The 23,583-nt window shown below is 68.2% G+C and carries 23 protein-coding genes; 2 read left to right on the forward strand and 21 right to left on the reverse strand.

Annotated features, from left to right (window positions below):
- Positions 1-154 precede the first annotated feature (154 nt).
- Positions 155-403: a glutaredoxin-like protein NrdH gene (nrdH, locus tag ACO0LV_RS07110; protein ID WP_424787182.1), complete on the reverse strand. Its 249-nt coding sequence runs from the start codon at positions 401-403 to the stop codon at positions 155-157.
- 603 nt (positions 404-1,006) lie between these two features.
- Here nrdH and ACO0LV_RS07115 point away from each other — a divergent pair.
- Complete coding sequence (locus tag ACO0LV_RS07115; RefSeq protein ID WP_424787183.1) at positions 1,007-1,315, forward strand: hypothetical protein; 309 nt, start codon at positions 1,007-1,009, stop codon at positions 1,313-1,315.
- A gap of 39 nt (positions 1,316-1,354) precedes the next feature.
- Here ACO0LV_RS07115 and ACO0LV_RS07120 read toward each other — a convergent pair whose 3' ends face one another.
- The 9 genes from ACO0LV_RS07120 to ACO0LV_RS07160 are packed head-to-tail and all read right to left on the reverse strand — an operon-like array spanning position 1,355 to position 10,319.
- The gene (locus ACO0LV_RS07120; protein WP_424787184.1) at positions 1,355-2,404 is read right to left on the reverse strand and encodes an NAD(P)-dependent alcohol dehydrogenase; all 1,050 of its coding nucleotides are present in this window, start codon (positions 2,402-2,404) and stop codon (positions 1,355-1,357) included.
- Between the two features lie 9 nt (positions 2,405-2,413).
- Positions 2,414-3,454: a Gfo/Idh/MocA family protein gene (locus ACO0LV_RS07125; protein WP_424787185.1), complete on the reverse strand. Its 1,041-nt coding sequence runs from the start codon at positions 3,452-3,454 to the stop codon at positions 2,414-2,416.
- Positions 3,451-4,350: an NAD(P)-dependent oxidoreductase gene (locus tag ACO0LV_RS07130; protein ID WP_424787186.1), complete on the reverse strand. Its 900-nt coding sequence runs from the start codon at positions 4,348-4,350 to the stop codon at positions 3,451-3,453. The genes ACO0LV_RS07125 and ACO0LV_RS07130 overlap by 4 nt, the downstream gene beginning before the upstream one ends.
- Entirely contained in the window at positions 4,347-5,138 is a 792-nt protein-coding gene (locus tag ACO0LV_RS07135; protein WP_424787187.1) for an SDR family NAD(P)-dependent oxidoreductase, read from the reverse strand. Before ACO0LV_RS07135 ends, ACO0LV_RS07130 begins: the two co-directional genes overlap by 4 nt.
- A complete protein-coding gene (locus ACO0LV_RS07140) occupies positions 5,138-6,016 on the reverse strand; it encodes a carbohydrate ABC transporter permease (protein WP_424787188.1) in 879 nt (292 codons plus the stop codon). Before ACO0LV_RS07140 ends, ACO0LV_RS07135 begins: the two co-directional genes overlap by 1 nt.
- The gene (locus ACO0LV_RS07145) at positions 6,013-6,990 is read right to left on the reverse strand and encodes a carbohydrate ABC transporter permease (RefSeq protein WP_424787189.1); all 978 of its coding nucleotides are present in this window, start codon (positions 6,988-6,990) and stop codon (positions 6,013-6,015) included. The genes ACO0LV_RS07140 and ACO0LV_RS07145 overlap by 4 nt, the downstream gene beginning before the upstream one ends.
- Positions 6,991-7,045: 55 nt before the next feature.
- Positions 7,046-8,386 (reverse strand): ABC transporter substrate-binding protein, encoded by a 1,341-nt coding sequence (locus tag ACO0LV_RS07150; protein ID WP_424787190.1) that lies wholly within the window; start codon positions 8,384-8,386, stop codon positions 7,046-7,048.
- Between the two features lie 8 nt (positions 8,387-8,394).
- Entirely contained in the window at positions 8,395-9,210 is an 816-nt protein-coding gene (locus tag ACO0LV_RS07155; RefSeq protein ID WP_424787191.1) for a sugar phosphate isomerase/epimerase family protein, read from the reverse strand.
- The gene (locus ACO0LV_RS07160; RefSeq protein ID WP_424787192.1) at positions 9,207-10,319 is read right to left on the reverse strand and encodes a Gfo/Idh/MocA family protein; all 1,113 of its coding nucleotides are present in this window, start codon (positions 10,317-10,319) and stop codon (positions 9,207-9,209) included. Before ACO0LV_RS07160 ends, ACO0LV_RS07155 begins: the two co-directional genes overlap by 4 nt.
- 83 nt (positions 10,320-10,402) lie before the next feature.
- Between ACO0LV_RS07160 and ACO0LV_RS07165 the strand changes: the two genes are divergently transcribed.
- Positions 10,403-11,614 (forward strand): XylR family transcriptional regulator, encoded by a 1,212-nt coding sequence (locus ACO0LV_RS07165; protein WP_424787193.1) that lies wholly within the window; start codon positions 10,403-10,405, stop codon positions 11,612-11,614.
- Between the two features lie 72 nt (positions 11,615-11,686).
- Here the strand turns inward: ACO0LV_RS07165 and ACO0LV_RS07170 are convergent, their stop codons facing one another.
- The 11 genes from ACO0LV_RS07170 to ACO0LV_RS07220 all read right to left on the reverse strand — a co-directional run bounded on the left by ACO0LV_RS07170 (position 11,687) and on the right by ACO0LV_RS07220 (position 23,583).
- Positions 11,687-13,099, reverse strand: coding sequence for an NAD(P)(+) transhydrogenase (Re/Si-specific) subunit beta (locus tag ACO0LV_RS07170; protein ID WP_424787194.1), 1,413 nt, complete (start codon positions 13,097-13,099; stop codon positions 11,687-11,689).
- 3 nt (positions 13,100-13,102) lie between these two features.
- Entirely contained in the window at positions 13,103-13,402 is a 300-nt protein-coding gene (locus ACO0LV_RS07175; RefSeq protein ID WP_424787195.1) for an NAD(P) transhydrogenase subunit alpha, read from the reverse strand.
- Positions 13,402-14,523 carry an NAD(P)(+) transhydrogenase (Re/Si-specific) subunit alpha gene (locus tag ACO0LV_RS07180; protein WP_424787196.1) on the reverse strand — a complete coding sequence of 374 codons (1,122 nt, stop codon included), beginning with the start codon at positions 14,521-14,523 and terminating at the stop codon, positions 13,402-13,404. The genes ACO0LV_RS07175 and ACO0LV_RS07180 overlap by 1 nt, the downstream gene beginning before the upstream one ends.
- Before the next feature lie 70 nt (positions 14,524-14,593).
- Positions 14,594-15,316 carry a FadR/GntR family transcriptional regulator gene (locus ACO0LV_RS07185; RefSeq protein ID WP_424787197.1) on the reverse strand — a complete coding sequence of 241 codons (723 nt, stop codon included), beginning with the start codon at positions 15,314-15,316 and terminating at the stop codon, positions 14,594-14,596.
- Positions 15,317-15,319: 3 nt separating this feature from the next.
- Positions 15,320-15,487 (reverse strand): hypothetical protein, encoded by a 168-nt coding sequence (locus tag ACO0LV_RS07190; protein ID WP_424787198.1) that lies wholly within the window; start codon positions 15,485-15,487, stop codon positions 15,320-15,322.
- Positions 15,481-16,629: a galactonate dehydratase gene (gene dgoD / locus ACO0LV_RS07195; RefSeq protein ID WP_424787199.1), complete on the reverse strand. Its 1,149-nt coding sequence runs from the start codon at positions 16,627-16,629 to the stop codon at positions 15,481-15,483. The genes ACO0LV_RS07190 and dgoD overlap by 7 nt, the downstream gene beginning before the upstream one ends.
- A gap of 198 nt (positions 16,630-16,827) precedes the next feature.
- On the reverse strand, positions 16,828-17,754 hold the full coding sequence (locus tag ACO0LV_RS07200; protein WP_424787200.1) for a 2,3-bisphosphoglycerate-dependent phosphoglycerate mutase: 927 nt from the start codon (positions 17,752-17,754) through the stop codon (positions 16,828-16,830).
- A gap of 51 nt (positions 17,755-17,805) precedes the next feature.
- Positions 17,806-19,488, reverse strand: coding sequence for an FAD-binding oxidoreductase (locus ACO0LV_RS07205; RefSeq protein WP_424787201.1), 1,683 nt, complete (start codon positions 19,486-19,488; stop codon positions 17,806-17,808).
- Positions 19,485-20,495 carry a lysophospholipid acyltransferase family protein gene (locus ACO0LV_RS07210; protein WP_424787202.1) on the reverse strand — a complete coding sequence of 337 codons (1,011 nt, stop codon included), beginning with the start codon at positions 20,493-20,495 and terminating at the stop codon, positions 19,485-19,487. The genes ACO0LV_RS07205 and ACO0LV_RS07210 overlap by 4 nt, the downstream gene beginning before the upstream one ends.
- Positions 20,492-21,292, reverse strand: a complete 801-nt coding sequence (locus tag ACO0LV_RS07215; protein WP_424787203.1) for an SDR family NAD(P)-dependent oxidoreductase — start codon at positions 21,290-21,292, stop codon at positions 20,492-20,494. Before ACO0LV_RS07215 ends, ACO0LV_RS07210 begins: the two co-directional genes overlap by 4 nt.
- Positions 21,292-23,583, reverse strand: coding sequence for an HAD-IB family hydrolase (locus ACO0LV_RS07220; protein WP_424787204.1), 2,292 nt, complete (start codon positions 23,581-23,583; stop codon positions 21,292-21,294). Before ACO0LV_RS07220 ends, ACO0LV_RS07215 begins: the two co-directional genes overlap by 1 nt.

The following is a 23,583-nucleotide window of genomic DNA, read 5'->3' on the forward strand; positions in this document are numbered from 1 at the left end:
CCTCAGTTGTTCCAGTAGTCGAGTTGTCCGGAATCGGCTCCCGTCTCAGGTGCCGGCGCTTCCCGGTTGTGTAGTTGCGGTGCCGTTGTTCAGGTGATGGATAACAGAACCGCCCGGCCGGCTGAGTCCGACGGGCGGTCTGTGGGTGGCGGCCTCAGGCCGTGGCGGCCTGTGGTACCCGGGCCACGAGGGACTTGATCTTGTCGGGCCGGAACCCGGACCAGTGATCACCGTCGGCGAAGACGACCGGTGCCTGCTGGTAGCCCAGCGCCTTCACCGTCTCCAGCGCCTCGGCGTCGAGGCTGATGTCCACGATGGTGTAGTCCAGGCCGTGCTTGTTCAGCGACCGGTACGTGGCGTCGCACTGCACACATGCCGGCTTGCTGTAAACGGTGATGCTCATGCCGTTTCCCCTTCTTCGAATGCTGCCCGCTGGTCTGAGGGTCTGGCGGTTCCGCCACACAAATCACGAGCACGTAACTACATGGATGTTGTTCGCTCGACCACTATACCTAGTGGTGCGGAACTTACGTGGACCCTAGGTGTTGTGTCGTGCCGACGGGCGCGTCGCGCACGCGGCGTGTCCTCCACACCCCCTGCGGGGTTTCCTGTGGACGACGACGGCGAACCTGTGGATAGCGTGTGCGCCGCCTTGTGCACAACGTTGAGATGGCAACGATCGACCCCCTATGGTCCACATCCACAGGAGGAGGAGCCTCATCCAAGGAATCTGTGGGTCCACCGCGGTGTGCACAGGAACGCGCGGTGTCCACAACCTCCGACACACCCCGCGCCCGGCGTGTCCGCACCAGACCCGGAGAGTCCATCCTCAATCACCTCCACACCGGGCCGGGCCCGGCCGGACCCGAGTTGCGCCGTCGTGCATATTTTCCCACCGGCCACTGACATCGGCCGTGGACGTGGGCGGCTCCGGCCCGAGGACCGGACCTTCGATGGGCTCCTCTACCCATTCCGTAACCGTCCAGGTGGCAGCACAGTGGTGTCCATGAAGACACCACGTATCATCGCCGCCCTTCTCGTCGCACTCGGCGCCGGAACTCTCGTCAGCGCCTGCACCACCACCCAGTACAACTGCCAGAACAGCGCCTGCTCCATCACCCTGAGCGGTTCGGGTGCCAGCACCGAACCGGCCGGGTACACCGTGGAACTGCAGGGCTCGGACGGTCAGAGCGCCGACTTCTCCATCAACGGGCAGGCGGCAACGTGTACCGAGGGCGAGACCGTGGAGGTCGGTGGTTACAGCGCCACCTGCACCGAAGTGGGCGACAACCATCTGGTCGTCGACATCGCCTGATCGACCCCGGAGCGCCCGCGTAGGGCCGGAAGCGGCCGGTCAGGACGGGGCGACGTCGACGAGGACCTTCATCACCTCGGCCTCACCGTTACGACGGATCGCCTCACCCAGCGCCTCCAGGGGGAACCGGGCCGAGACCAACCGGTCAAGGTCGAGGTCGGCTGCCAGAGCGATAGCGGCCGGCCATGTATCGGTGTACCGGAACAGCCCCTCGATCTTCAGTTCCCGGCTCTGCACCAGGAACACATTCAGCGCCACCTCCTCGGCTGCCATCCCCACCAGGACCGCACGCCCGCCGCCGCGGAGGGCACGCAACCCAGCAGCGAGCACGCCCGGCGCACCAGAGGCGTCGATGAAGGCGTCGAAGGCCCCTTCGGGAGCCGTCTCCGTGAGCGGGTCGAAGACCTCGGTGGCGCCCATGTCCTGCGCGACCTCGCGGCGCGGCTGCACCGGATCGGCCACCACGACGTCGGTAGCCCCGAAGCCCCGGGCCGCGGCTGCACACAGCACCCCGATCGGTCCGGCGCCTGCCACGAGAACGCGCGATCCCGGGACCACGGCGGTCTTCCGCGCTGCGGCGATCCCCACCGACAGCGGCTCCAGCAACGCCACCGCGTCGTCGGAGTATCGCTCCGGCACCGGATGGGCGAGGTCCGCCGGCACGGTGACGTACTCGGCGAAGCACCCGTGCACCGGTGGTGCGGAGAGGAACTGCATCTGCGGGCACAGGTTGTACTGGCCGGTTCGACAGTGCCAGCAGTACCGGCACGGCCGCTGCGGCTCGATCGCCACCCGGCGCCCGATCAGTGAGTCGGGCCCGCCAACCTGCTCACCGGTGGCAACGATCGTGCCCGCGGCCTCGTGGCCGAGCACCAGCGGCTCGAGCACCTCCAGATCACCGACCCGACCGTGCTCGTAGAAGTGCACGTCGGAGCCGCACAAACCCACCGTATGGACGCGGATGAGGACCTCGCGCGGACCCGGAGCCGGAACCGGCCACTCCTCCAGGTGCAGTTCCCGCGCCCGGTGCAGCACCGCGGCACGCATGGTTCGCGGGACCGTCGTCGTCCTTCCCGTTGGTGTGTTCACGCAGGCACCCTACTGCGCGCCATCAACAGTCTCGAGGCGGACGAGGTCTCCGCCTGCGCGGGCGGAGGCATGGGCCGCTTCCAGGACGGCGACGGTGTGAGCCGCTTCCCTAGGATCCACCGGCACCGGACCGTGCCCACGTATTGCCGCGGCCAATTGGTGGTAGAACTCATCACAGGACTGCAACGGCGCCAAGTCACCGTAATGCTGAGTTGTCCCGTCCGCCCGCTCCAGGCGCAGCGAGGTGAAGTCATCACACATGATCGTGCCCTGCTCTCCGAAGACGGCCCACTTGGGCAGATCGAGCACATTCTCCCGGAAGATCTCGATCCGGGACAGCACCCCACCCCCGAAGCCGAGCCGCAGATCCAGATAGTGCTCGACCTCGTCGCCGGCGTAGGTGTGCATCACTGCCGAGACCGTCTCCGGCGGCTCACCGTGGAGGACGACTTGGTGATCGATCAGATGCGGCGCGATCAGGTAGGACACCCCGCCACCACCTCCTCGATGGGCCCAGGTGGCCAGGTCCGACCCGGCGTGCGGCCGGTCGGTACCCGCGACGACGTACTTGCCGCCATGCATCCGTCGTTCCTCGACGCGCCACACGGGCCCGACTTCGCCCTCGCCGACCAGCCGCCTGATCAACTGGAACGAGGGTTCCCATCGGCGGTTCTGGAAAACGGTCAGAATCCGGCCATGGGCCTGAGCCGCATCGAGCATCGCACCGGCCTGGGCTGTCGTGACAGCCATCGGCTTCTCCACGACGACATGCTTCCCAGCGGCCAGGGCGGCCACCGCGACCGACTCACGCAGATGGTGCGGCGTCGCAACCACGACCACCTCGACCCGGTCGTCGGCGATCAGGCCTTGCCAGTCCTGGTGGGCGACGGCACCGAAGCGGGCCGCCGCGGCTTCCCGGCGCTCGGCACGGGCGCTGGTCACCGCCACCAGCTCGAAGTCGTTCGACCCCGCCAGGGTGCCCTCGGCGTGGTAATGCCAGCCGCTGTTGCCCAAGCCGATCAGGCCGACGCCGATGCGCTCACCACTCATTCGGCGTCGTTTGCCGCACTGGTCTCGGCGGCGGATGGCCGGTACCACTCGACCAGCGCCGTCTGGGTCCACCGGGAGTCGCCGGCAGCCAACACATCCTCGAACACCCGCCGCAACGCCGCGGTGAACGGCATCCGCGCCCCGATGCTCTCCGCAGCCGTGAGGGCGTATCCCATGTCCTTGGAGTGCAGCGCCATCGTGCCGCTGGTGCCGTAGCGGCGCTGCACCATGGCCGGCAGTGTGCGTTCCAGCATCCGCGAGTTCGCGCCGGTACGGCGAAGTGCCTCCGGTAAGACCTCCAGGTCCACCCCGGCGTGTTCGGCGAAGCCGATGACCTCACCGATCACCCCCATGCCGACACCGCTGAGCACGTTCTGCACGAGTTTGACGTACTGCCCATGCCCGTGCGGGCCGACGTGCTCGGTGTGCACCGTGACCGCATCGACCCACGGCCGTACGGCCGCAAGCGCCTCGGCCGGCCCACCGGCGAACCCGACCAGGCCCTCGGGACCGTAACTGACCGGGATGTCGAGCACGTGCACCCCGCGGGCATTCCCCTCGGCGGCCAGGGCCTGGGAGCGTGCCGGGTGATTGGTGCTCATGTCGACCAGGTACGCCCCCCGGCGCAGCACCTCGATCGCGCCCTCGTCGAAGAGCACCTGATCCACGATCTGGGAGTTCGGCAGTGACAGCACGAACACGTCGGCCACGGCGGCAACGTCGTGCGCCGACGCTTGCACCGTGGCTCCGGCGCTGCCGGCCCGCTCCCGGGCGTCCGGATCCACGTCGTAGCAGTGCACGACCAGGCCTGCCTCGACCGCTGCGGCTACCAGATCTGCTCCGACGTTTCCGAGGCCGATGAGGCCATAGGTGTCGGTTCTGTCCTCGATGGTCATCGGCTTGCTGCTCCTCCTCCGTCGACGGCGACGGTCGTCCCCGTCATGAAACTTGCGTCATCGCTGGCAAGGAAGGCGATCGCTGCCGCGATCTCCTCCGGTTCGGCCAGCCGACCCAACAGATTCCCGCCCGTAGCACCGCGCATCTGCTCACGCGCTGCCTGTGGGTCGGCATGATCGTTGATGTGCATCTCGGTGATCGTGCCCCCGGGAGCCACCCCCAGCACGCGCACACCCTGCGGTGCCAGGGCCGCAGCCATTGACCGGGTGACTGAAACCAGCGCCGCCTTCGTGGCGTCGTAGATCCAGCGTCCCGCTCGGGACCGGTAGGCCGCCTCGGAGGAGACGGTCACCACCACCCCACGGGCCGCCACGAGAGCCGGGGCCAGTTGGTGGACCAGGTCGGCCATCCCGCGTACGTTCACGGCGAAGAGTTGGTCCCAGCCGGCGAGCCCCTTGCTCAGGAACGGATTCTCCTGGACACCGTCAACATGTACCGCCCCGGCACAGCCGATCAGACCGCCCAGTTGTGGGTACCGGTCCGCGATCTGGGTGACCGCTGCGGCGATCGAAGCCGGATCGGCGAGGTCGCAGCCGATGACGGCGGCGCTCCCCGCTGCGCTGCGCACCGCCTCCTCGGTGGTGGCGGCACCGGGAAGGTCCCGGTCGAGCAGGATCACGTGTGCACCCTCGGCTGCGAGCCGCTGCGCGGTGGCTCGTCCGATCCCGGAGGCCGCGCCGGTCACTGCGATGGCACGGCCGGCGAATCGCTGCGGATGCGCGTTCATCATTTGATTCCAGTGGTCGAGATGCCGTCGAGGAGGAGTTTCTGGAATGCCAGGAAGAACCCCAGCACCGGCAGTAGCGACAGCAGGGACATCGCGAAGAGTCCTCCGTAGTTCGAGGTGCCGGACGCATCCACGAACAATGCCAGACCGATGGGCACCGTGTAGTTGCCCTGGCTGGTGAGGTAGATCAGCGGGCCGAGGAAGTCGTTCCACGCCCAGATGAAGGAGAACGCTCCCGTTGTGGCCAACGCCGGCACCGACAGCGGCAGCATGATCTTCAGGAAGATCCGGGGGTGCCCGCATCCATCGATCCGGGCCGCCTCCATCAGTTCCTTGGGGATGAGCCGGAAGAACTGAACGAGCAGGAAGACGAAGAACGCCTCGGTCGCCAAGAACTTCGGCACGATCAACGGCAGGAACGTGTCCACCCAGCCCAGGGCGTTGAAGAGCAGGTACTGCGGGATCAACAACACGTGGAAGGGCAACATGATCGTGCTGATCATCAGCGCGAACCAGATTCTTCGCCCCCGGAACGGAAGCCGCGCGAACGCGTAGGCAGCCAGCGAACAGGACAGGATGTTCCCGGTCACGGTGAGGCCGGCGATGATGAGGGAGTTGAGGAAGAACGTTCCGAAACTGGTCTGTGCGACGGCGCTCCAGCCCTGGGCGAAGTTCTCCAGGGTGGGGTTGGCGACCCACAGGCTGTCCTCGACCAGCACCTGCTCGGAGGGTCGGAAGGCTGAGGACGCCATCCACAACAGCGGGTAGACCATCACGAACGCGGCAGCCACCAGGCCGACATGGATCAGCGTGCGCTGCGTATAGAACGGCACGGTGCCCAGTCGCCGTCGCGCCATCGCCGAGGTCGCCGCACTCATGACTCACCATCCCCGTAGAAGACCCAGTATCTGCCGCTCGCGAAGACCGCCGCGGTGGCCAGCGCGATCACGATAAGCAGCACCCAAGCCATCGCCGAGGCGTAACCGAAACGGGACTCGGTGAACGCCCGCTGGTACAGCAGCAGTGTGTAGAACAGGGTGGAGCCGGCCGGGCCACCGCTCCCCCCGCTGATGACGTAGACCTGGGTGAAAGCCTGGAACCCGCCGATGATGGCGAGGACCCCGTTGAACAGGACGATCGGGGAGATCGAGGGCAGCGTGATGTGCCGGAAGCTGCGGAACCGGCTTGCGCCGTCCAACGCCGCGGCCTCATAGAGTTCCGCAGGCACTTGACGCAGGCCGGCCAGGAAGATGATCATCGGGGCGCCGAACGTCCACACGTTCAACACCATGATCGTGATGAGCGCGGTGTCGGGGTGTCCGATCCAACTACGTCCGTCGATTCCGACCACCGACAGGACGGCGTTGATGAGGCCCGCCTCACCCCAGACGAATCGCCACAGCACCGCGATCGCCACGGAGCCTCCCAGCAGGGAAGGGACGTAGAAGATGGTGCGGTACAGCCCCAGTGCGCCGATCCCCTTGTTCAGCAGCGTGGCCACAGTCAGGGCGAACGCCAGCATCACCGGTACCGAGATGCCCACATACAGGAAGGTCACCTTGACCGAACCCCAGTACGCGGGGTCCACGGTGAACATCAGCCGATAGTTGTCCAGACCCACCCAGCGCATCGCCTGGAAAGATCCGGAGTAGTTGGTGAAGGACAGCGCCAGCGAGGCGAGCATCGGCAGGACCGTGATCCCGAAGAATCCGACCAACCAGGGGGACAGGAAGGCGTAGCCGGCTGCGGTGGTCCGAGCCGACTCGCTCCACGCGCGCCTCGCTCGGCGCGGTTTCGCGCTCGACGCCGCCGACGTCGGCGGTACCGAATTGCGCGGTTCGATGTCGATCATGTCAGACGCCTTTCCGGGGTGGGCGCAGGGTGCGCGCCCACCCCGATCTTGCCGCTCAGAGTCCGGAGAGCGCGGTCTCGACCTGGGCCATGAACGCGGCCGCAGCGTCCTCTGACGTCGACTGGCCGAACACCACCTCTTCCCACGCTGTGGACAGTTGGGTGATCAACGGTTGGGTACCGTCCGGCCACACGTCGATCACCGCACCGGATTCGCGCAGGTCGTCATAGAGCGTGATCCGGTCCTTGATCGACTCATCGACGTCCGGGCTCGCCAGCATCTCCTCCAGGATCGAAGTCACCGGCGGCAGGCCGGTCTGCGTCTGCAGGATGAACGCGCCCTCGGAGGAGTTGATGAAGAAGTCGATCAGCGCAGCCGAGTCGACCACGTTGGTGCAGTTGTCCGAGATCGCCCACGAGTTCGCACCGACAACCTGGGCGGGACCTCCGGTGGGCGCGGGGGCCAGCGAGACCTGGCCCAGATCGAGTTGATCCAGCGTCCGTTGGAAGTCGGGCATGTTGTTGTCACCGGTGAAACTGACCAAGAGCCGGCCGGTCGCCATCATGCTCTGCGCGGTGGGCACGCCCTGGTACTCAGCGGTGACCTCACCGGAGGGCGCGGCGCCCTCCTCGACGGCGCGCATCCACAGGTCGAACCAGTCCACCAGCGTCTGTTCGCTGAACCCTGCCTCACCGTCGTCGAAGAGGCTTTCCCCCCGTCCGATGGCGAAGACCTGGAACTGGGTGACCGAGCCTCCGCTGGCGTTGATCGCGAACCGATCGTCGGAGATGCTCGGCTGCGCCTCGATCGCCCAGTCCACATAGTCCTCCCAGGTCCCGCTTGGATCTGGTGGCGTGCCCCCTTCCTCCTCGATGAGGGGAACATTCAGAAGCGCACCCTCGTACCAGATGCCCTTCGGTATCGAGTAGAGGTTCCCGTCCGGCGCCCGCTGGCTCTCCAGAATCTCCTCCGGGATCCCGGAGACGTCGATGGTGCCGTCCTCGATCAGATCATCCAGTGGGAGGAGTGAGCCCCGGTCCTCGTACCGCGCCTGGTACCGGGACTGCATCGCGGGGATACACGGCAGGTTGTTCGCCGCTGACTGCACCGAAAGACGGTCCCAGTGACCATCGAAGGTGGTCGGTTGAGTCTCGATCGTCACGTCCGGGTTCTCTTCCGAGAACAGGTCGACCACTTCCTGAACCGCGGCGTTACGTTCATCGGAGCCGTACCAGCTGATCGTCACCGGACCCTCGTTGGGCAGGTCGTCGCTGGCGGTGCCACTGTCCGAGCCACATGCCGCAACGAGCGCGACGGAGGCGAGTCCCGCCACCACCGGTACGACTCGTCTACGGCCATGGATCGGTGCCATGGCCTCGTTGCCATTGTGCTTCATGATCATCCTCATCTCTCGAGATCAGAATCTGATAGGGGCAGATAGCGCGCAGCGATCTCAGCACCTGCGCGAAGGTCGGCGAGCATGGTGTCCTCCTCAATGAGGGGGAGCTCGATGACCACGTGTCCGTCGAATCCGGTTGCCAGGATTCGTGACAGAACTGCATCAAAGTCGACGGCGCCGGAACCGAAGCGAACGAAGGTGGCCGCTCCGGGTGCTGCGCAGTCCTTGAGGTCCACCTGGACGATCCGTCCGGCGAACTCCTCCACGATGGCGACCAGATCATGGCCTGAGGCAAGGAAGTGCCCAGTGTCCAGGCACATCCCCACCGCCGGTGTCTGCACCGCATCGAACAGGTCCCGGTAGTCCTGCGGGTGCTCGATGACGTTGCTGAAGTGGTTCTCCACGGAGATGGTCAGGTTCCGCTGTTCTGCTACCGGACCGATCAACGCCAAGAGGTCGATCAACCGCTCCAGACCGCCTCGTTGCCCGCGACCCGATCCGGTCGCCTTGATCACGCGCACGCCCAGGCGCTCGGCGGCTTCCAGCAGCCACATCCATCGAGCCGTCTCCCGCGCCAGGTCCGGTGCATCCGGCCCGGGGGCGAACGGAGAGATCTGCAAACTGGCCGGCGTGAGGTCATGCTCTCGGCATCGCGACACGATGCTGTCCAGACCAGCGGGCGTGAGGTTGCGGGCGTACCAGGCATTGAACTCGATCTGCCGGACACCGACCTGCTTGGCGTGGGTGAAAGTCCGGTGAAAGTCCTCGTCACCGAATCCGTCGAAACAGATGGTGGCGATGCTGACAGTCGCGGTGCTCATCGTGCACCTGCCGAGAAGTCAGGAATGTGCACACGCTCGCCATCGGCCATCGCCGACTGATGGGCGCAGATGCCCACCGAGGTCCAGTTCGCCGCTGTGACGGCGTCGATAGCGGAGGGGCGGGCCTCCACGATGCTGCGCACGAACTCGTGCGCCAGGTGCGGATGCGATCCGCCGTGCCCCCCGCCCTGGATGAAGGAGAGGTGCTCGTTGTCGTCGTCGTAGACGCCCTGCGTGGTGAACCCGGCGATCTCCTCCGGTAGCCGGCCGGCGAAGTCGGGGATCTCGATCGGTTCGGGGTCCTCCCCGACGTGCAGGATGTGACCACCGCCCTCGATCTGCTCCCACTCGAAGGACGCGCGGTCCCCGAAGACCGTGAAACTCTCGACGTACTGGTGGGCCGTCTCGAACAGGGATCGTGCAACCTCGGCGCCGAGAACCGAGTCCTTCAGGGTCAACAACGCACTCTCGACGGCGAACGGGGACCCGTACTTGCCGGCCAACTCCGGTGAGATGCGGCCGGATCCGAGGCAGACGACGCTCTCCGCCAGAGTGCCGGCCAATGCGAGCACCGGTCCGACCGCGTGGGTGGCGTAGTGCATCGGCGGCAGACCTTCCCAGTAGCCCGGCCAGCCGGCCATTTCCTGGTAGTGCGCGCCGCGGAGGAACTGGATCCTGCCGATGGTGCCGTTGTGGACGAGTTCCTGCACGTGCAGGAACTCCCGGGAGTACACCACCGTTTCCATCATCATGTAGTTGCGCTCGGCTTCTTCCGCCGCGGTCACGATGGCTTGGCACTCCTCCAGGGTCGTTGCCATCGGCACGGTGCACGCCACGTGCTTGCCCGCCCGGAGCGCGGCGATGGTTTGCCCGGCGTGGTCGGGAATCGGGGTGTTGATGTGAACCGCGTCGATGTCCGGGTCCTGGATCATCTCGTCGTAGTCGGTGTAGCGGCCCGGGACCCCGTACCGGTCTGCCGTCTGCTTCAGGGCACTCTCGCTGCGTTGACACACCGCGACCAACTCGGCATCGGGGTGCGCCTGGTAGATGGGTATGAACTCGGCGCCGAAGCCGAGACCAGCAATGGCTACCCGTACCTTCTCTGTCATCGTTGACCTCCTTGCTCTCAGATTAGGAAGCCGACTGACCCGAACTCCATGCGTGATCCAGCATTGAACCTTAGATTTGTTACATGAACGTCACGAGGGCATCTCGGCACGTGGCACTGCTCGTCGAGACCTCGAACGCCTACGCTCGCGGTCTCCTCGCCGGAATCCGCAAGTACGTGACCGACCGGCCCGGGTGGTCGATCTACCTTGCCGAGCACTCACGTCACGAGACCGACTTCTCCTGGTTGGAGGGGTGGCAGGGTGACGGGGTCCTTGCCCGCATCGAGAACACGGAGACAGCGGACTTCATCGGGCGGCTCGGGCTGCCGACCGTCGATCTGAGTGCTGCCCAATTGGTACCCGAACTGCCCGGTGTGGAGACCGACGACCGTGCCATTGCCCGCTCCGCGGTCCAGCACTTCGCTGATCGTGGCCTGACCAACTTCGCGTTCTGTGGGGATGCCCGGTTCCGATGGTCGACCAAACGCGGACACTGGTTCAGCGCGCATGTCCTCGCCCGCGGGAGCCAGGCTCACTCCTTCGAGATCCAGCCTTCCGGCATGCGCGCCACAGATCGGGACCGGCTCGCCACCTGGCTGCTCCGCCTTCCCAAACCCGTGGGAATTCTGGCCTGTTACGACATCGCCGGCCAAGAGGTACTCGAAGCCTGCAAGATCGCCGGCCTGCCGGTCCCGGACAGCGTGGCCGTGCTGGGGGTGGACAACGACGAACTCATGGTGAACCTCACGGCACCGCCGCTGTCCAGTATCGAACCCGACACCACCCGGACCGGCTATCTGGCGGCCTCGCTCCTCGATCAACTCATGAACGGGCACCGACTCGAGCCAGGGCTACGACTGATCGCCCCCGTGCGCACCGTGGCGCGGCAGTCCTCGGACATCCTCGCCGTCGACGACCCGCTCGTGGCCAAGGCACTGCGCTTCATCAGGGACCGCGGGCACGCGACCATCTCGGTGGAGCAGGTGCTGCGCCATGTCGGTCTGTCCCGTCGTGCCTTGGACTACCGGGTCCACGACACCGTGGGACGGACGGTCCACGGAGAGATCCTACGGGTCCGCATGGGGCATGTGGCCGAGTTGCTGACCTCGACCGATTGGACGTTGCCGCAGATAGCCGAGCGCCTGGATTTCAAGCACGCCGAGTACATGGGAGTGGCGTTCAAGAAGGCCACCGGGAAGTCGCCCGGTCAATACCGCCGCGACAGCAACGGCGCGATCGCGCGGCAGGATTTCGGGGTCCCGGCACCGGAGGAGGCGCCTACTGAGCAGACCTGATCCGAAGTGTCGGTCGGGGCGGTTCGGGCGTCGTCACCAGAACTTCGTGTCGTCGGCTTGGCCTCACCACGGTCATACCGTCGTCAGGGCCCCCACGATCGCGGCCAGGGACTCCTTGGCGTCGCCGAACAGGACCTGGGTGCGCTCGGCGAACAGCAGTTCGTTCGCGATACCGGCGAACCCCGGGCGCATCGAGCGTTTCAGGAAGATCACCTGTCCGGCCCGGTCGGCGTCGATGATCGGCATCCCGTAGATGGGTGCACCGGGATCGGTGCGGGCTGCGGGATTGACCACGTCGTTGGCGCCCACCACCACCACGACATCGGTGTTGGGCATCGAGGGGTTCACGTCGCCGGCCTCGACCAGCAGGTCATAGGGCACGTTCGCCTCCGCGAGCAGCACGTTCATGTGCCCGGGCATCCGTCCCGCCACCGGGTGGATGCCGTAGACGACGTCCACACCACGCTCGCGCAAGCCGGTCACCAACTCGGCGACGGTGTGCTGAGCCTGGGCGACAGCCAGCCCGTACCCGGGCACCACCACCACCCGGCGCGCATAGGCCAGGGTGATGGCCACGTCCTCCGCATCAGCCCTACGAACCGGACGATCGGAGGCCTCGGTGGATCCCGCCGTCGAACCCCGCAGCGCCCCGAAGAGGATGCCGGTGACCGACCGGCCCATGGCCCTGGCCATGGCGTGGGTGAGGATCGAACCGGCGGCGCCGACCAAGGTTCCGGAGATCAGCAGCAGGGTGTTACCCATCGCCCACCCGGAGGCCGCCACGGCCAGACCGGTCAGGGCGTTCAGCAGGGAGATCACGATCGGCACGTCCGCTCCGCCCACCGGCAGCACCAGCAGCACCCCGACGACCACGGAGATCAACGCGGTCGCGATCCCGGCGCCGACGCCGGCAGTCACCCCCACCATCACCGCACCGGTCAGGCCCGCCAGCACGCCTACCACCATCAGCACCGGGGCGCCGGGCAGCACCACCGGCCGGGAGGTCATCAACCCTTGGAGTTTGGCGAAGGTGACCATCGACCCCGACAACGACACCGATCCGGCCACGATCCCGAAGGCGGTGGCCGGGCCCGCCACGGCGGCGCTGACCGCCAGTTCCCCGACGCCCGGGCCGGCGGCGGAGAGTTCGGTCAGCTCGCTGATGCCCACCAGGGCCGCGGCGCCACCACCGACACCGTTGAACATCGCCACCAACTGAGGCATCTGGGTCATCTGCACGCGCGCAGCCGCGGGGATCGCGATCGCCGATCCGAGCAGCATCGCGGCAAGCACCACGTACAGGTTCATCGCCTCGAACTCGGTGGACAGCATCACCACGACGACGGCGACCACGGCGCCGGCCACACCCATCAGGTTCCCGTTCCGGGCGGTCCGCGGGGCGGCCATCGACTTCAGCGCCAGGATGAACAGCACGGCGGCGAGCAGGTACCCCAGTGCCGTGACCGTGGGAGGCAGCAGATCCACGACTCAGCCCTCCGCCCGGTCCGGTCGGCGTTCGGCGGAGAACATCCGCAGCATTCGCGCGGTGACCCAGAACCCGCCCACCAGGTTCACCGTGGCCAGCACCACTGCGAGGGCCCCGACGGTGGTGACCGCCCAGTGCTGGGAGTGGGCCGTCACGATGATCGCGCCCACCAGGATGATGCCGTGGATGGCATTCGCCCCGGACATCAACGGTGTGTGCAGAATGGTCGAGACCTTGGAGACCACCTCGAACCCCACGAACGCCGCCAGCACCAGCAGCGTGAGCGTCAGTACCGCGTCCATCACCGGCTCCCGCCCTCGTGGGTGTAACACATCCCGTGGATCAACTCATCGTTGAGGTTCAGGGTGAGGGAGCCGTCCTCGACGACCATCGCACGGAGCACCTGGGCCACGTTCCGGGCGAACAGCCCAGAGGCGTCCACCGGGAGGTCCGCGGCCGCCGCGGCCAGCCCGAGCAACGTCACCTCACCGCCCCCACGGGTGGAGGGGATGCGCGCCTCCACCCCGGGCAGGGACCCCTCCACGTTCCCACCGGCCGAAGCGGCCAGATCGACGACGACCGAACCCGGGCGCATCGCGGCCACCGTGGCGGCTGCGACCAGTCGGGGGGCGGGGCGGCCGGGCACCGACGCGGTGGTGATCAGGACGTCGGCGTCCATGATGTGGTTGGCCAGGACGTCCTGTTGGGCGTGCGCGGCGCCGGCATCCAGGTCGCGGGCGTACCCGCCCGCCCCGGCCTGCGGGGCGATGCCGACGTCGATGAACTCCGCACCGACCGAGCGCACTTCCTCGGCGGAGTCGGGCCGGATGTCGTTGGCCGCGACCTTGGCACCCAGGCGCCGCGCGGTGGCGATCGCCTGGAGCCCGGCCACCCCCACGCCCAGCACGATCACCTTCGCCGGCGGCACGGTCCCGGCGGCGGTCATGGCCAGCGGGAAGAACCGGGGCAGGCGGATCGCGGCCTCCAGCACCGCCCGGTAGCCGGCGACGAAGGCCTGGGAGGACAGCACGTCCATCACCTGCGCCCGGGACGTACGGGGCAGTCGCTCGAAGGACAACGCGGTGATGGATCCGGCGTTCAGGGCCTCGACGATCACCGGATCCACCCCTCCGGTCAGGCCCAGGGTGATCATCCCCGGCGGCAGGGCCGCGATCCGCTCGGGATCCAGGGGCTGCACGTGCACCAGGACCTGCGCGGTCGCCAGGGCGCGGGCCAGATCACCTCCGGTGGCGACGGTGGCGCCGGCGGCAGCGAAGTCGTCATCGGTGTGCAGCGCGAGCGTCCCGGCCCCGGACTGGATGGTCACCGACAGGCCGTGGCGAACCAACTGGGCGACTACCTCGGGAACGAGGGCCACCCTGGTCTCCGGATCCGGCTCGCGCAGAGCCACCACGGTGCTCACACTGCCCAGGTTAGGGTCGCGGATCGGGACGCGCTGGGGCTTTGGTCCCTGCGTGTGGGCGAGAACCCGTTCAGGCGTGGTCGGTGGTGCCCGCGCGTGCCGCGGCGACCACAGTCCCCGCCTCGGTCACGAGTCGGCGCATCGCCGTGGCGGCAGTGGGCCCATCCTGCTCGCGGATCCCGGCGGCGACGAGTTGGTGCAGCAGCACGGCGATATCCCGGGGGTGGTCGGGCACCAGGTGCCGGGCGTGGCGGGCTTTGAGTGCCTCACCGATCGGGGCGTCGAGCGCGGCGAACATCTCGTTGCCACAATGCTGCAACAGGAGGGAATGGAACGTCAGGTCCGCAACCAGGAACGCGTCCAGGTCGCCCGCGGCGGCCAGGGCCGCCATCGTCTCGGCCAGCGCCACGAGTTCGGCGCCCACATGCTCCGGCGCGTGCGTCGCGGCCAGTTCCGCCGCCTGTGGTTCCACCGCGGTGCGCAACTGGGTAAGCGAAATCAGTTGTGCCGGTGCGTCCGGCCCGGCGAGGCGCCAGTGCACCACGTCCGGGGCGAACACGTTCCAGTGCGATCTCGGCGTCACCCGGACCCCGACCCGCGGGCGGGATCGGGTCAGGTGCAGTGATTCCAGATACCGGAGCACGTCCCGGATCACGGTGCGGGAGACCCCGAAATCGGCCTGGAGATCCTCGATCCGCAGCGTGGTGCCCGGAGGATGAACACCGGAGACGATGGCCTGGCCGAGTTGATCCAGCACCTGCCGGGACAACGTGTTCGGACGATCGGCCGGCACGGCTCACCCCTTCGTGGCTCCGGCCGTGCGGCCGGAGACGATGCGCTGTGCTGCGTCGGAGGTCGATGACGTGACGGTCCTGGCGCTGGTACTCATTCGGTGGCGCACCCCGGACGTGCTGTTCAGCGGCAGCGTGGGCACTCCGGTCACGTCGGGTTCTCCGGTCACCACTCGGCGATGCTGCCGTCCTCGCGGTGCCAGCGAGGGGTGCGCCAGCGGTGCGGGCGCCGGCCGAGTTCGCGGACGACGTTCTCATCGATCTGCACGCCCAGGCCGGGTCCGTTGGGGCGGTGGATGTAGCCGTCGGAGAAGTCGAACACGGAGGTGTCGAGCACGTAGTCGAGCAGTTCGTTGCTGCCGGTGTTGTAGTGGATGCCGATGGACTGCTCCTGGATCATCGCGTTCGGGCTTGCGAAGTCCACCTGCAGGCTGGCGGCCAGTGCGAGCGGACCGAGCGGGCAGTGCGGGGCCAGTGCGGCGTCGTAGGTCTCGGCCTGGGCGGCGATGCGCCGCACCTCCGAGATCCCACCGGCGTGGGCCAGGTCGGGCTGGACCACACCGACCCCGGCCTCCAGGGCGGTGCGCATCTCACCGCGGGAGTACAGCCGCTCCCCGGTGGCGATCGGGATCGAGGTACCGGCCACCAGGGTGCCCAGGGCGGAGGTGTGCTCGGGCAGCACCGGCTCCTCCACGAACAGCGGGTGCAGGTCCTCCAGCGCGGCGAGCAGCCGGCGGGCGTACGGCAGGGAGACCCGGCCGTGGAAGTCCAGGGCGAAGTCGCCGTCGTCGCCCAGGGCTTCCCGTGCAGCGCCGGCACGTTCGATCACGCCCCGGGTGTCGGCCAGTGTGCCGAGGTGGTCCACCGGGCCGGTGGCGTTCATCTTCACCGCGGTCAGGCCCGCTTCCCGGACCGCCTGCACGGCTTCGCGCACACCGCCGGGGTTGTCCCCTCCGACCCAACCGTAAACCCGGATCTTGTCCCGGACCGCCCCGCCGAGCAGGTCGTGGACCGGTACGCCGAGTTCCTTGCCGCGGATGTCCCACAGGGCCTGGTCCACACCGGACACCGCCGAGGAGAACACCGGCCCACCGCGATAGAAACCGGATCTGGTCATGGTGCCCCAGAGCTGTTCGATCCGGGTGTGGTCGGCGCCGATCAGAATGTCCTCGAACGCGTGCACGGCGGCCTGAGCGGTCTCCCCGTGCCCCTCCAGGCTCGACTCACCCCAACCGACGACACCATCGGTCGTCTCCAGGCGGACGAACAACCAGCGTGGGGCGACCAGGAAGGTCTCCACGGTCTGGATCGGCATGTGACCTCCGTTGCTGACATACCTGCATGAGGCAGTGTTGGCGAAGCGGTGGCGCGGTCCGATCTGGCTGACGCAACTGTCCGGTCGGCCCGATCGGGATCCCGCCGCTCTGGGCTCACGTATTGATAGCACTATTGCCGGCGATCGTGCAATGTCCCCGTCTGAGGACGCCGGGCGCGGCCCGGAACCAGCGTCCGGTCAGGTCCCGCCCTGGGCGGCGATGAGCGCGGCTTCCCGCTGTGCCGCTTCCGGGTCGAGGTACTCTCCGCCGCGTGTTTCCGGGGCTAGGAGGGGATCGGGTGAGCCGGGGGTGATGGATCGGCCGGGGTCGGCGTCAGTGCCGGGTCCGACGCCGGCCAGGGGCTCGGCGCCGGCGCGGTGGGGGGCTGCGCTGCTCGGACCGGCACCGACGGCGAACCGGTAGCGCAGCGGTCGCGCATTGGGCAGGTTCAGCGCGGACAGTTCCTCATCGTCCAGATCGCCGATCACCGCGCAGAGCGCACGCAGGGAGTTTCCGTGCCCGACGACCAGCACGTCCTCTCCATCGATCAGACGCGGCGTCAGCATTTGGTACCACCAAGGCCGAATGCGCTCAACCACGTCCTGCAGCGACTCGGTGGCGGTGAGTGCCTCCGGCGGCAACCGGTCGAACGGGGAGAGCGTGCGCCACAGCGCCAGGGTGCGCTCGGGGAGGGGCGGTGGCCGTCCGGCATAGGAGCGGCGCCAGAGGCGGAAGCGTTCCGCACCGTGCTCGATGCGCACCTGCGCCTTGCTCAGGCCGGACAGTGCCCCGTAGTTGCGTTCGTTCAGGTGCCAGTCCCGCTCGATCGTGCCGGGGAAGCCGATCTCCTCGCAGATCAGCTCGGCGGTACGCCACCCGCGCACCAGTTCGGAGGTGATGAGCGCGTCCGGGCGAAAGCCCACGCGGCGCAACCGGGAACCGGCCAGGCTGCAGTCGCGGATCCCCGAGGGGGTCAGGCCCACATCCAACACACCGGTGAACAGCGACCGTGCGTTGGCCACCGACTCCCCGTGCCGGACCAGCATCAGCGTCCCCACCATCCCCCCAGCCTCCCACGGCCCGGCCGGCCCGGCCTGGTCCCCGGGCCGGACGCCGGGGGTCAACGCCCGGGTGCCAGGCTACGCACGCCGGGCTGCAGGCTCAGGGACCGGGGGTCACCACTCGCGTTCCGGCGGGATCAGGGTGCCGGGGTTGAGGTTACGGCTGGGGTCGTTGGCGCGCAGCAGGCCGACCAGCATGTCGGTGCCGGCCTCCCCGATGTCCTGCTCCAGCCACGGCTGGTGGTCGATACCCACGCCGTGGTGGTGGGACAAGGTGCCGTGGTAGTCCACGAAGGACTGCTGGATCGCCGACTTGACCAGGTCGTACTGGATGAGCGGGTCCAGGCCCTCCTTCGGCCGGAACGCGAACGTGAAGTACAGGCATGCCCCGGAGTGGTAGGAGTGCGACAGGTGGCACATGACGTACCCCTTCACACCCAGCTCCTCGTACGCGGTGTAGGCGTTGCGCATCGTGTTGACGTACAACTCCCCCAGCTTCGACCACGGTGCCGCCGTGTCGGAGACGTCCCCGAGGGCGCCCCGGTCCAGCAGGAAGTCCCGCAGGTACGGGGTGTCGAACTTCTTGGCGTCATACATCGCGCCCGGGCCCTTGCCCAGTTTGATCGCACCGTGCTTGCCGACGATCTTCCCGACGATGCCCTTGGTGTAGCGCATGTGAGCGGTGGTGCCCTCATACCCGATGTAACTGATGCAGACCTTGTCCAGGTCCCAGCCGCGCCGGCGCAGCACCTCGAACAGCCCCTCGCCGATCTTGGACGACAGTGAGGTCGAGGCCTTGCGGGTCTGCAACGAGAACGCCGTCTCCGGGGCATCGGAGACCCGGGTGATCGTGGGTTCGGCGTCAGAGTTCGCGATCTCCTCCATGGCGGCCAGGCCGGCGGAGAAGTTCGGGAACAGGTAGGCGATCACGTCCCGGTTCTCCGGGAGCCGGTGCACGTGCACCCAGGCCTCGGTGATCACACCCAGGCGCCCCTCCGAGCCCAGGATCATCTCCCGCACGCTCGGTCCGGTGGATGTCGAGGGGAGGGGACGCACCACCACCACCTTGCCCGGCTGGACCATCCGCAGCCCGCGGGTGATGTCGGCGATGTCACCGTACTTGTCCGACTGCATCCCCGAGGAGCGGGTGGCGATCCACCCACCCAGGGTGGAGTGCCGGAAGGAGTCCGGCTGGTGGCCCATGGTCCAGCCGGTCCGGCCGAGTTGTTCCTCCAGGTCCGGACCGAGCGCGCCGGCCTGGACCCGTGCGAGTCCGGCCTGCTCGTCGATCTCCAGCACCCGGTTCAGCCTGCCCAGGTCCAGGGAGATGATCGGGCGGCCCTCCTGGGCCTGCGGGGTCAGGCTGCCGGAGATGTTCGAACCGCCGCCGAACGGGATGAGCACGGCGTCCGCGGTCACGGCGAGGTCGACGACCGCTTGCACCTCGGCCTCGTTCGCCGGATAGACGACGACGTCGGGCACGCGGGGCAGGATCCCGGCCCGGATCATCACCAGGTCGCGCAGGCCCTTGCCGTAGGTGTGCAGCACCCTGTCGTAGTCGGTGGTGTTGACATGGTGATCTCCGAGGATCTCGTGCAGGGCCTGACCCACGTCCTCCGGCAACCGGCTGGCGGGGACGTCCAGGTCCTCGAACTTGGGCACCTCCGCAGCAGGTTCGGACAGATCCAAACCGATCTTGTCCTTGACGAACGGGGCGAAACCGGGCTTGTCCGTGTGGTTGAAGGCGATCCCTTCCACGCCCCAGCCCCACCACTTCTGGTGCTGCACTTCGTTCATCGGTGTCCTCCTGCTTCTTCTCCGCCGTCGTCGGGGCCGCCAGTGGCCGCCTCGGAAGTCGTGTGATCCTTGGTTCGGTTCTTCCGGCGCCAACGACGCCAGCGGCCGCCGGAGGCGTCCTTGGTGCCGCCCCCGTCGGTCCCGGGCGCCTCAGCCGGGTCATCCCCGCGTGCCTCCCCCGTCTTGCCGGACCGGGCCGCGTCGTCGTCGGCCGTGCCGCCCGGGTCCCCCGCGCCCGCGGTGGGTTCGTCGCCGCCCCGGGCTGCGTCGTCGTCGGCCTGGTCCTCGCCATGACCGCTGCTGGCGCTGGGAGCGCTCTCGGGCACCACCACGTACGGGGTCTGGTTGGTGAGCATGTGCCGCACCTGGGTGGTGAGGCGTTCGTTCAGGTCCGGCAGGTTCTCCCCCCGGCGGGCCTCGATCGGTTTGCCGATGATCACCTTCACCGGCAGCCGGCCCGGCTTGGGCCAGCTGGCACCCGGGGGCATCGCGTCGTGGGCACCGACCAGGGCCAGCGGCACCAGCGGCACCCGCAGCGCCCGCGCCAGCGCCGCCGCGCCGGGGGTGAACGGGGCCATCTCACCGGTGCGGGAGCGGGTGCCCTCGGGGAAGATCGCCAGCGGGATGTTCTCGCGCAACAGCGTCACCGACAGGCCGGCCTCACGCTTCTTGCCGCGGCCGCGTTCCACGGGATAGGAGTTGAAGAAGAACGAGGTGAGGGTACGGCGCCAGGCCTGCCGGTAGAAGTAGTCGGCCGCCACTGCGGTGGCCAGGTGACGGGTGACGCGCCACGGCAGGGCGGTGATGACGAGCGGGGCGTCCAGGTGGGAGGAGTGGTTGGCCACTACCACGAACGGGGGCCGTAGGCCCTCCAGGTTGCCCTCACCGGTCACGGTGACCCGGGTGGTGGAGAACACGATCGGGCGCAGGATGAGGCGCTGTGCCACATACCGGGCCCATCGGTGCCAGGCCCAGTGGTAGCGGTCGGTGCGGCGCGCAGTCCTCATCCACGACCGCGTTTCGACATGAGTTTGCCGGCGACGGCGCGCACCAGCGGGCGGGGCAGGCGGCGCAGGAAGAAGCAGATCAGCCAGAACCGCTTGGAGGGGATGGACTCGACCTTGCCCTTGTCCACGTCGGCCAGGCAGTCGTTGACCAGCCGGGTCGAATCCAGCCACAACGCGTTCGGGATCGATCCGGTGCCGATGCCGGCCCGGTCGTGGAACTCGGTGCGTACCCACCCGGGCACCAGCGTGGTCACCTGCACGCCCGTGTCCTTCAGTTCCAGCGCGAGGGCCTCGGAATAGGTGTTCACCCAGGCCTTGATCGCCGAGTAGCCCCCCAGCGGGATCAACCCGGCCACCGACCCGACGTTGACGATCACGCCCGAGGCGCGCCGCCGCATCGCCCGCCCGGCCCGGCCCCCGAGCACCAGCACCGAGTTGACCATGAGTTCCACGGCGGAGGTGTGCTCGCCGATCTCCGCGGTGGTCAGCGGGGTGTGGATGCCGTGCCCGGCGTTGGAGATGAGCACCTGCACGGGGTTCTCATCGTCCTCCAGCCGCTCGGCCACCGCTTCCATGCCGGCCTCGGTGGCCAGGTCGGCGGTGATGGTGTCCACCGCCACGCCGTAGTCGCGGTGCAGTTCCTGCGCGGTGGCGGTCAGTCGCTCGGCGTTGCGGGCCACCAGGATCAGGTCGCAGCCGCGCCCGGCCAGGGCACGGGCGAAGGACAGCCCGATTCCGGAGGTTCCCCCGGTCACCAGCGCGATCCCACCGATCGGTGAGGTCTGGATGTCCACCATTACCGGCCTCCAGCCCGGATCGAGCGCAACACCGGGGAGAACCGTCCCTCCGCCGTCGTCGTCCAGGCCCGTACGGGCCAGCGTTTGGTGCGCGCGTACCGGTACAGGGCCGCGTCGGGGTTCACCGCGCTGGGGTTGCCCACCACGTCCAGCCAGGGCCGGTCGGCGTAGGTGTCGCCGTAGGCGTAGGACTCCTCCAGGTTCAGGTTCTGCTCGCGGGCGTAACGCAGCAGCCAGGTGGCGCGGGCCTCATCCACCAGCGGGGAGGTGAGCAGGTGCCCGGTCCAACGTCCGGCCGGGTCGGTCTCCATCTTCCCGGCCACGATCTCATCGAACATGTCCGCCAGCGGCTCCACGAACACGTCGATCTGCCCGGTCACCAGCACGGTGCGGTGCCCGGCGGCACGGTGTTCGGCGATGCGCTCCACGGCCTCGGCGTGCAGCCGCGAGCGCAACGAGGTGGCCACGCGTTCGGCGATCACCTTACGCAGTTTCTCCTCGTGCACGCCGGCGTAGCGGCGCATGAAGGAACGGATGAAGTCACCGCGATCGCGCCGTTCGGCCTGCAGGTAGGACGGGGAGGTGGCCACCATCCCGCCCAGGTGCTGCAGCGACTTGCGCGCCCCCTTGGCGGCCAGTTCCACCCAGATGTAGTGCTCCAGCAGGTTCGCCGCGGCCACGGTGCCGTGCAGGTCGAACACGGCCAGCACATCGGTGCGCTCGGGCAGGGTGGCACCCGTGGCCGACCGGGCAGGCCCGCGCTTGTCCCGGGAACGCATCAGACCCGGGACGGTGGGGATGTGCACTTCCTGCAGGTAGTGCGCCCAGTCGATCTCGGTGACGTCGAAGCCGTGCTCGGCGCGGCGTTCCGGCGGCAACGCCTCGTGCAGCGCACGGGTGTTGGCGTCGTCGAAGATCACCTCGGTCTGGGTGTAGGGCTGGTACAGGTCGGTGAACTTGCGCAGTGTGCCGAGGTCCCGCTTGGCCTTGTACAGGGTGGAGATCCACTTGCGGGTGGTGTCGTTGCCGGGCAGCCGGCCCACCGCGTTGTCCGCGGTGCGCACCGCCCACTCCCGGCGCCGCAGCCCGCGCTCCACCACCGGGGCGTTGGGGAAGGACCAGTTCGGCACATGCACCACCGAACCCTCCTCGTCCAGCAGCGGGTTGGCCCGGAAGTACTCCCGGATCAGGCGCAGGATCTGCCCGAAGCGCACCGGGTTGCGGATCCCGGAGGAAACCTGGAAGTACTGCGGCTCCCCTTCCGGGGGCGGCTCGGCGGCAGCGGCCAGGGTGGCGTTGACGACGTGGTCCACCGGGATGACGTCCAGGATGGCGTCGGCCAGGGCCGGGAACTCCGGAAGCAGGCCCCGCCCGTAGGCCGCGATGAGGGGATCGGCCACCTTGAACCCGTCGATCCAGCCCGGGTAGGGGTGCTTCAGGGAGGACTCGATGATCGTGGGCCGCACCACCGACAACCGGCGCGCTCCCCACAGGTCCTCGGCCGCACGCTCCCCCAGCGCCTTGGTGAGGGTGTACACATCGGGCCAGCCCAGCGACTGCGCGCGCGTGCGGGCCGCGCGCACCAGTTGGTCGTTGACCCACTCCAGCCGGGCTGCCTCGGCGGCCTCGGCCACCGCCTGCGCGCCGGCGCGGCGGTGCTCGCTCCGGGCCTGCTTGGTCAGCGAGCCGAGCACAGCCGGGGCCCGCGAGGCCGACTCGGCCTTCTCCCGGAAGGCCAGGGCCATCCGCGTCTCGGTGGCCCGGTCGATGTTGTGCTCCAGGCTCCGTTCTTCGGCCACGCCCTTGCGCAGACCGGCCACGTAGCAGGTGGAGACGTGCACCACGTGCGGGTTCGAGCCGGAGGCGGTCAGGGCGGTGTACAGAGCCTCCGGACCGCCGACGTTGGCGGCGAAGGCCTCATCGATGGGCAGATCGAAGGAGACCGAGGACGCCGAGTGGATCACTACGTCCAGATCTCCGGGTAACTCCGGCACCGAATCCAGGTCACCCTCCAGCACGGTGACCCGGCGCTGTGCCTCGGCGTCGGCCTGCTCGGCCCCGATCTCCTCACGCCACGGCTTGAACACCGCCTTGCGGAGCAGCTTGTTGACGCGCATCCGCCCGGTGAGGGTGCCCCGTGGGCGCACCAGCACGGTGATGCGGGTGGAGGGATAGGCGCTGAGCAGTTTCTCCAGGACCGCCTGACCGACGAAGCCGGTGGCACCGGTCAGCAGCACATGGGCACCCTCGAGGGGCCGGGCGGCAGCACGTGAAGGTTCAGAGACGGACAC

Source organism: Pseudactinotalea sp. Z1739 (assembly GCF_049725055.1).
Lineage (GTDB): Bacteria > Actinomycetota > Actinomycetes > Actinomycetales > Beutenbergiaceae > CALKWS01.